The sequence below is a fragment of the Protofrankia symbiont of Coriaria myrtifolia genome (assembly GCF_900634755.1).
GTDB lineage: Bacteria > Actinomycetota > Actinomycetes > Frankiales > Frankiaceae > Protofrankia > Protofrankia coriariae.
The window spans coordinates 1-6,320 of record NZ_CAAAFS010000014.1 but is presented as its reverse complement, the minus strand read 5'-3'; the positions used below and the strand labels follow the sequence as shown (position 1 = coordinate 6,320).

Sequence of the window (6,320 nt, the reverse complement as noted above, 5' to 3'; positions counted from 1 at the left end):
GGTGGGGTGGTCCCGTGGGGTGGATGTGCCGGCTCGGGACATTGCGCTCCGGAGTGATGCATGCGCTTTTCGTCACGGAGTGATGATTGTCACGATCAGCGTGCGGTCGCCCTCGCGGGCCTTCCGAACACGTCTCAGGTGGTGGGTTCGGCTCTGACCGCGTTGGCCTCGGCGGGGCTGGCCTGCGCCGGTTGCGGCGGCTCCACCCGCACGACGTAGTCCTCGATCACCGGGTTGGCGAGCAGGGAGGCGGCGAGCTGGTCGATCCGGGCGAGGACGTCGGCGTCGGCGTCGCCGTCCACCTCCAGCTCGAAACGCTTGCCCTGGCGCACCCCGGCGATGCCGGACACGTCCAGGCGTGGCAGCGCGGCGAGGATCGCCTGCCCCTGCGGGTCGAGGATCTCCGGTTTCAGCATCACGTCCACAACGACCCTGGCCACGCCTGAAGACTGTATCGGTGCATCGCAGGGCCGGGGCTGATGGATGTTGGTCGGCTGGGTGTCGCCCGCGCTCGAAGATCCATCGGACGTGGTTCCACCGGTGCCGTTCGGGCCTGGAGCGGGTGTGCTGCCCACACCTGCGCGGCCAGCCTCGAGCTGTGGGCGTACCCATCGGCCCGCCCCGGGCGGGTGCGCCGTTCGGGGGGCCGGCGCACCCGCCCGGCCGCATGCGCCGACACGGCCGGTGCGCCAGGAACACCGCCCGGCACCGCGAACCCCACCGGGCACCGCACGCCTTTTTCGATCAAGAAAGTGAATGTGATCAGGAAAGCGAGTGTGGAAATGGCTGCTGTGGCGGCCACTTGTTCCCTCGTTCTCATGATTCGGCGGTAATCGATCGCGAATCTTTGATCGATTGACGGTGTTCGGGGGCGGTGTTCGGGGGCTCTGTGGCTGTGGGCGCCCGTGGCGAGGCGGCGGTAACTACCCTCGGGTGTGTGTCGACATCCGTGCCAGAACAGCCCGTGTCCGTGCCGAGGCAACCTGCCTCGGGGGCAGCCGGTCCGCCGAGAGCGGCCGGGCCGGTCGTCGGATTCGACCTGGACATGACGTTGCTGGACCCTCGGCGCGGCGTCGTCGCCACCTACGCCGCGCTGGCCGCCGAGACGGGGGTGACGATCGACGGCGAAGCGGCCGCCGCCCGCCTCGGGCCGCCGCTGGAGGAGGAGATCGCCCGCTGGTTCCCGCCCGAGCGGGTAGCGGAGACGGCGGCCAGCTACCGCGAGCTGTACGCCGTCCACGCGCTGCCGGTGTCGCTGCCGATGCCGGGCGCCGCCGACGCGGTCGCCCAGGTGCGTCGCCACGGGGGGCAGGTGGTCGTTGTCACCGCCAAGAGCGAGCCGCTCGCGCGGGCGAGCCTCACCCACATCGGCATCGAGGTGGACGCGGTCGAGGGCTGGCGGTTCGCCGAGACGAAGGCCGAGGCCATGATCGAGCATGATGTCACGATCTACGCGGGTGACCATGTCGGTGACATCGTCGGAGCGCACGCGGCCGGTGCCCTGGCCGTCGCGGTGGCCACCGGCCCGTGCTCGGCGGACGAGTTGGCCGCCGCCGGAGCCGACGTCGTCCTGCCCGACCTGGCCGCGTTCGGCGGCTGGCTGTCGTCCCATCTGCTGCCCGGTCGGCTCGACGACCTGGCCGCACGGCTGGCCGGGCTCGGCTCGGTACTGGTGGCCTTCTCCGGTGGGGCGGACTCGGCGTTCCTGCTGACGGCGGCGGTCCGGACGCTCGGCGCCGACCGGGTGGTGGCGGCCACGGCGAGCTCGGCGTCCCTGCCGGCCGCCGAACTCGCCGCCGCCACCGATTTCGCCGCGCGGCTCGGCGTCCGCCATCTCACCCCGGCCACGAACGAGATGGGACGCGAGGGCTACCGGGCCAACGGGCCGGACCGGTGCTACTTCTGCAAGGCGGAGCTCACCGAGACGCTGCGGCCGCTCGCGGACTCCCTCGGCCTCGTCCATGTGGTGACCGGGACGAACGCCGACGACGCCGTCGCCGGGTTCCGGCCGGGTATCCGGGCGGCGGCCCAGCGGGGGGCGCGTACCCCGCTGCTGGACGCGGGCCTGACCAAGGCGCAGGTCCGCGAGGCGTCCCGGCGGTGGGGTCTGTCGACCTGGGACAAGCCGGCCGCGGCCTGCCTGGCCAGCCGGATCGCCTACGGCATCGAGGTGTCGCCGGCCCGGCTGGCCCGAGTCGAACGTGCAGAGGCCGGGCTGCGGGTGGCTCTGGCCGCCGCAGGGCTCGCCGTCCGGAACCTGCGGGTGCGCGACCTCGACGGCCTGGCAATGGTCGAGGTGGACGCTGACCAGGTGGCGGCGCTGGCCGCGCGTCCGGACCTGCTGGCCGCGCTCGAGGGCTTCGACCGGGTGGAGGTCGACCCCCGTGGGTTCCGGTCGGGCTCCATGAACGAGCTGCTGCCGGCCGTGGCGCGAGCGTCCGGGGAAGGCGGCGCCGGACGGTGAGAACGGCCGGGGGCCGTCCGGTCAGATCGGGTTTCCCTCGGCGTCGACCGGTTCGGCCTCGTCCACCGGGGCGGGGGAGAGCACAGCCAGGAGTATCCCGATCAGGGCGAGGGCGAAGCCGACGGTCAGCCCGCCGGCCGCGACCGCGTTGAGCCAGGTGGGACGTTCGGTGACCCCGAAGAAGAACGGGATAATGATGACCGCGGTGGCGACGAGGCCGATCGCGAACGACACGACCGCAGCCCGGACGAAGAGGTCCGTCCGTCTCCGGCGCCCCGAGGGCTCAGCAGGCTCTGCTTCCCGCGCCGCTGGATCGTCCACGCCTACCAGCCTACGGATTCCGCGGCCCCCCTGGCCAAAGGCGATGCGATCGTTGCGTCGCATCGCCGGCGGCTGGTTGGGGGCTGCGGGCCAAAGGATGAGCGATCATGTTTGTCGCGTTCGGGAGCCCGTTGGACCGGGGAAGCCGACCGGTAGGCCTGGCTGCTCCAGGCTTGCCGGTGAGCTGGGCGATCATCGCTCGGGTGCTACTGCTCGGTGATGAAAAAGTACGGACGGCCACTCATCGGCGCGTCCCCGGATAGCCTTGAGACCCCGGTATCTCACCGGACAGTCCCCCTTCGCTACTCATAACGAGGTCTTCCGTGCCCACCGGCAGAGTCAAGTGGTTCGACGTCGACAAGGGCTTTGGCTTTCTCAGCCGTGACGACGGCGGTGATGTTTTCGTCCACAAGGCCGCGCTCCCGCCTGGCGTGGACAGACTCAAGCCCGGTGACCGGGTCGAGTTCGGGATCGCCACGAGCCGCCGTGGCGACCAGGCGTTGTCGGTGCGGCTGCTCGCGGCTCCGCCGTCGGTGACGAAGGCTGCCGCACAGGCGGCGCGGCGTAGCCCGGACGAGCTCCACAGCATGGTCGAAGACATGATCAAACTGTTGGACGAGGTGCAGGGCTCGTTGCGCCGCGGGCGCTATCCTGACCGGCGCACGGCCCAGAAGGTGGCGAAGGTCGTTCACGCGGTCGCCGACGAGCTGGAGGTCTGATCGTCCGGCGGCCGCTCCCCGCGTGGGCCGGACGCGGATCAGCGTAGGGGGACGGGCAGGGGTGGGACGAGGCCCGCGGCGGCCGCACGGCCCAGCAGGGCCTCGACCGCCCCGTAACCCTCGTCGCCGAGCTGCAGGGTGTAGTCGTTGACGTACAGGCTGATGTGGGCGTCCACCACGTCCGGGTCCATCTCCTGCGCGTGGTCGAGGACGTGGGAGCGTGACGCCGCCGGGTCGGCGAACGCGGCGGCCACGCTCGCCCGCACCGCCGCGGACAGCGCGGCGCCGTCGAGGTGGCGGCGGCCCAGGACGGCCCCGAGCGGGATCGGCAGGCCGGTTTCGGACTCCCACCAGTCGCCGAGGTCGGCGATGGCGGTCAGGCCGAAGGACGGGTAGGTGAACCGGGATTCGTGGATCACCAGGCCTGCGTCGTACCGTCCGTCCCGCACCGCTGGCATGATCTTCTCGAAGGACAGGACGTCGATCTCGCTCACCCCGCGCTCCTGCGCCCACAGGCGGAACAGCAGGTAGGCGGTGGTGCGCATGCCGGGGATCGCGACGCGGGCGCCACGCAGGTCGGCCCGGCCGGCGGTCAGCACGAGCGGTCCGCAGCCGCGTCCCAGCGCGCTGCCGGCCGACAGCAGCTGGTAGGAGTCCAGCAGCCAGGGCAGGGCCGCGTAGGAGACCTTGACGACGTCGTCGAGGGCGTCGGCGGCGCGGCTGTTGAGCACGTCGATGTCGGCGAAGGTCACTGTGACCGGGGTGCCGCCCCCGACCAGCCCGTGCGTGAGCGCGTGGAAGGCGAACGTGTCGTTCGGGCACGGAGAGATCGCCAACGACAGCGGTGTCGGCAGGGACGGCGGTGCCGTCGGGATCGTCGACGTCGACGTGCTCTCGCCGACGTTGGTCCCGGTCACGATGTGCCGCCCGTCGCTGGTCCCCTCGCTTCCGCGGGTCCGGCTGGTCTGGCCGGGCCGCCGGAGCCGGTCGCGCGCAGGGCCGCGGTGAGGGTGTCGATGCCGGCGGTGAGGGCGGCTGCCGCGGCGCTCAGCCCGGCCAGCGCGCCCGGCACGTCCCAGCTGGCCCGGTCGCGGCGCCCGACCGCGTTACTGATCGCGCGGATCTCGGCGAAGGGCGTGCCGTACACCGCCGTCGCGACCGCGACCGCGTACCCTTCCATCGCCTCGGCGGCCGGGCCGAAACGCAGTGCCAGGGCCGCGGCCCGGCGCTCGGTCCCGGTGATCGTCGAGACGGTCAGCACCGGCCCGGTCCGTACCGGGCGTCCGGTACCGGCGAGGATGCCGGTGAGGGTCTGGACGGTTTCCTCGCGGGGGGACAGCGTGGAGGCTCCGAGCCCGAGCTGTTCCAGGGTGAGGAAGTCGCTGGACGCCGTCGGCGCGGGTGGTTGTCCTGGTTCACCGGGCGGGGCGTCGACGCCGGATTCCGCGCCGAGATCCGCGGCGATCAGCGCGTCCGCGATGACGAGGTCGCCGATGTCCGCGCGGCCGGCGAAACCGCCCGCGATCCCGAAGGAGACGACCAGGTCGAACGGTTCTCCCGCGGCCTGGGCGGTGGCGAGCGCGGTGGCGGTGCCGGCAGCCGCGGCGGGGCCGGCGGCACCGGCGGCGAGGACGGTCACCGCGCCGGAGCGGCGGCCCAGGTAGGGGCCGATCCGCACGGCGGTCAGGAGTTGGCGGTCCCACGACGGCGGCGAGCCACGCGACAGCGTGCCCGTACCGGCGGCGGCAGCGGCGGCACTGCCCGTGCTGGTGACGGGTCGGGGCCGCCACGGCCCCATCATTCCGGCGCAGACCGCGTCCGCCTCGGCTGTCATCGCGGTGACGAGCAGGATGCGGCTCACGCGGCCGCCAGCGGGACAGTCGACGGGCGGGTGCGGCCCGGGCACGCCGCGGCCGGGCCTGTGCCGCCGCTCGGGCCTGTGCGGGCGGGGCTGACGGGACTGGGGTTCATCGGGCTACGGCTGGACGACGAGCCGGAACGGCCAGCTCCCGGAAGCCTGCTCGGAGCCGGCGTGCGGGGCCTGGAAGACGGTCAGGTTCACCTCGCCGCGCCCGTCCGGCACGGACAGCCGGTAGTGCGGCTCGGTGATGATGTCGGTAATCCGGGTGTCGTTGGACGCCAGGAAGTATCCCTTGTCAGCGACCGACTTTGCGACGTCGATGTTGACGACTGACCCGGGGGCGGCGTGCAGGACCGGCGCCTGGTATCCGCCTTTCTTGATCACTGTGCCGTCGCGGTCGTACTGGGCGGCGTGCGCCTGCACGAAGTCGCCGCCGGACTGCAACGTCACCAGCGGGGTCGGCTTGTCGCAGCCGGTGAGCACCAGGACCAGCGCGCCGAGGATGCCGAGCACGACGGGGCGTCGCCGCCGAGTGCGGAAAAGTAGCCGAGATACGGACACGATCGGAGGTTACCGTTCCCGACGGTCGGACGCCGGCCTGCTCGCAATCCCGCGGGTGGGTTGTCGGTCTCAACCCACCTGCTCAGCGGCTCGGCCCCGGGTGGCTTGGCCGTGGCCATGAGCCCCTGCCGGCGGCCGCGACCGGGGTGCTGGCCGCGGCGGGAGCCGGTGGCCGTCGACCGCTGGTACCGTCTGATCGCTTTTTTGATTATTTCGGTCAGCTGGAACCGCGCTCCCACCAGCGCCGGACGGGCGGTCGCGGCACGGTTGGGGCGTCGGGCGCGGCGGGCGGCCGCGGCACGGCCGGGGCCTGCGGCAGGGCCTGCGGCAATGTCGGGTGCTGCGGCAGGGGCGGGTGCTGCGGCAGGGTCTGCGGCAGGGGCGGGGCCTGCGG

7 protein-coding genes are annotated in these 6,320 nt (G+C 72.6%); 2 read left to right on the top strand and 5 right to left on the bottom strand.

The window, feature by feature from the left end; all coding sequences use genetic code 11:
- Positions 1–134: 134 nt before the first annotated feature.
- Positions 135–440, bottom strand: coding sequence for a phosphoribosylformylglycinamidine synthase subunit PurS (purS, locus tag CM1CMNOD_RS00515; RefSeq protein ID WP_043602700.1), 306 nt, complete (start codon positions 438–440; stop codon positions 135–137).
- Between the two features lie 530 nt (positions 441–970).
- Here purS and larE point away from each other — a divergent pair.
- Complete coding sequence (larE, locus tag CM1CMNOD_RS00510; RefSeq protein ID WP_347176426.1) at positions 971–2,464, top strand: ATP-dependent sacrificial sulfur transferase LarE; 1,494 nt, start codon at positions 971–973, stop codon at positions 2,462–2,464.
- 21 nt (positions 2,465–2,485) lie between these two features.
- Here larE and CM1CMNOD_RS00505 read toward each other — a convergent pair whose 3' ends face one another.
- Positions 2,486–2,698: a hypothetical protein gene (locus CM1CMNOD_RS00505; RefSeq protein ID WP_050803267.1), complete on the bottom strand. Its 213-nt coding sequence runs from the start codon at positions 2,696–2,698 to the stop codon at positions 2,486–2,488.
- A gap of 410 nt (positions 2,699–3,108) precedes the next feature.
- On the opposite strand from CM1CMNOD_RS00505, the gene CM1CMNOD_RS00500 reads away from it, so the two are divergent.
- On the top strand, positions 3,109–3,504 hold the full coding sequence (locus CM1CMNOD_RS00500) for a cold-shock protein (RefSeq protein WP_013871729.1): 396 nt from the start codon (positions 3,109–3,111) through the stop codon (positions 3,502–3,504).
- A 38-nt stretch (positions 3,505–3,542) separates the two neighbouring features.
- On the opposite strand, the gene CM1CMNOD_RS00495 is transcribed toward CM1CMNOD_RS00500, so the two are convergent.
- The 3 genes from CM1CMNOD_RS00495 to CM1CMNOD_RS00485 all read right to left on the bottom strand — a co-directional run bounded on the left by CM1CMNOD_RS00495 (position 3,543) and on the right by CM1CMNOD_RS00485 (position 5,926).
- Entirely contained in the window at positions 3,543–4,379 is an 837-nt protein-coding gene (locus CM1CMNOD_RS00495) for a 1,4-dihydroxy-6-naphthoate synthase (RefSeq protein ID WP_085948574.1), read from the bottom strand.
- Between the two features lie 38 nt (positions 4,380–4,417).
- Complete coding sequence (gene mqnB / locus CM1CMNOD_RS00490; RefSeq protein WP_013871727.1) at positions 4,418–5,365, bottom strand: futalosine hydrolase; 948 nt, start codon at positions 5,363–5,365, stop codon at positions 4,418–4,420.
- 114 nt (positions 5,366–5,479) lie between these two features.
- Positions 5,480–5,926, bottom strand: coding sequence for a hypothetical protein (locus CM1CMNOD_RS00485; protein WP_043602699.1), 447 nt, complete (start codon positions 5,924–5,926; stop codon positions 5,480–5,482).
- Between the last annotated feature and the right edge of the window lie 394 nt (positions 5,927–6,320).